The following is a 1,615-nucleotide window of genomic DNA, read 5'->3' as shown; positions in this document are numbered from 1 at the left end:
TATTTCACTAAACAAAAATGAAAAAAGGCAGGCTATACTTTCGTTACAACAACAAACGAAAGGTGGACCTTTAACATGATTATCGGAATCCCAAAAGAAATTAAAAACAACGAAAACCGAGTGGCGATCACTCCATCGGGCGTTGTCAACTTGATTAAGGCTGGCCATAAGATCCTCATCGAAGCGAATGCAGGAGAAGGCAGCAACTTCACCAACGAAGAGTACAAAGAAGCCGGTGCCACAATTATTGAAAGCGCTTCCGATGTTTGGGCACAATCTGAGATGGTCATGAAAGTGAAGGAGCCGCTTCCAGCTGAATACGGCTACTTCCGCAAAGGCCTCATCCTCTTCACTTACCTTCATCTGGCAGCAGAACCTGAGCTGACCGAAGCACTGCTAGAGAACGAAGTGACAGCAATCGCATACGAAACGGTTACTGCCAACAATAAGCTTCCACTTTTGACACCAATGAGTGAAGTGGCCGGCCGAATGGCGACACAAGTCGGTGCTCAATATCTAGAGAAATCCTATGGCGGAAAAGGTATTCTCTTAAGCGGCGTGCCTGGCGTATCACGTGGTAAAGTTGTCATCATCGGCGGCGGAATTGTCGGAACGAACGCAGCAAAAATCGCCATCGGACTCGGTGCTCATGTAACGATTCTTGATTTGAACCCTGATCGACTGCGCGAACTTGATGATCAATTCGGATCGGACATCCAAACGCTTATGTCCAACCCGCTTAACATTGCTGAAGCCGTAAAAGAAGCAGATCTTGTCATTGGTGCAGTTCTCATTCCAGGAGCAAAAGCACCAAAACTCGTAACCGAAGACATGGTCAAATCCATGAAAGAAGGATCTGTCATAGTTGACGTGGCGATTGACCAGGGCGGAAACTTCGAAACGGTTGATCACATCACAACTCACGATAATCCGATTTATGAAAAACATGGCGTGCTTCATTACGCAGTCGCAAACATTCCAGGGGCGGTTCCACGCACAGCAACGATCGCTTTGACGAATGTGACGATCCCATATGCTATTCAAATCGCGTCTAAAGGCGTAACAAAAGCAATTGAAAATCCAGCTATCGAGCAAGGCGTCAATACTGTAAACGGCAAGCTTACGTATGAAGCTGTCGCTCGTGATCTTGGCTATGAATATATACCGGTACGTGAAGCATTTAAGCAGCCTGCTCACGCTTAACCAAAAATCCTCTCCATATCTTATGGAGAGGATTTTTTTGATCAGGGGTGGGTGATTCAAAGGGATAATTCGTTGATTTTTATACTAATGGGATTGATTCTTAGCTCCGTGGGTGATTTAGTCTAGATCGGCGGTGATTTTTCGATTAAGGTGATTGAAAAAGCGCTGCAATTCGTTGATTTTCACCCCCCCCCTGATTGATAGTTTTTAGATTTTCGGCTCAGGATCACTCCTACTTTTCATTTTATTGTAATAAAAAGGATTCTAGCGGACTTATGTCTAATTTATCTCTAGCAAAGGAGTGATTCTATTGATAGTAAAAACAAGAAAATTCCCACGTCACCTCGCCACCCTGAAAATGCTCGCCCGCCGAGTGAGGCCATCGCATCCCAATTATTTAAAGCTGAAAGAA

General features: G+C 44.8%; 1 protein-coding gene. It reads left to right on the top strand.

Annotation, left to right across the window (positions count from 1 at the left end; translation table 11 throughout):
- Window positions 1–75 precede the first annotated feature (75 nt).
- Window positions 76–1,203: an alanine dehydrogenase gene (gene ald, locus LD39_RS16925; protein ID WP_035550303.1), complete on the top strand. Its 1,128-nt coding sequence runs from the start codon at window positions 76–78 to the stop codon at window positions 1,201–1,203.
- The last annotated feature ends 412 nt before the right edge of the window (window positions 1,204–1,615 follow it).

Origin of the sequence: Halobacillus sp. BBL2006 (assembly GCF_000786645.1) — a bacterium.
Classification (GTDB): Bacteria; Bacillota; Bacilli; order Bacillales; family Halobacillaceae; genus Halobacillus.
Note: the sequence above shows the minus strand (reverse complement) of the source record. Positions and strands in the feature narration are given on the sequence as shown.

What these genes read in the sequence shown, in the direction of transcription:
- ald (WP_035550303.1), top strand. Translation starts at nt 76, where the DNA reads ATGATTATCGGAATCCCAAAAGAAATTAAAAACAACGAAAACCGAGTG.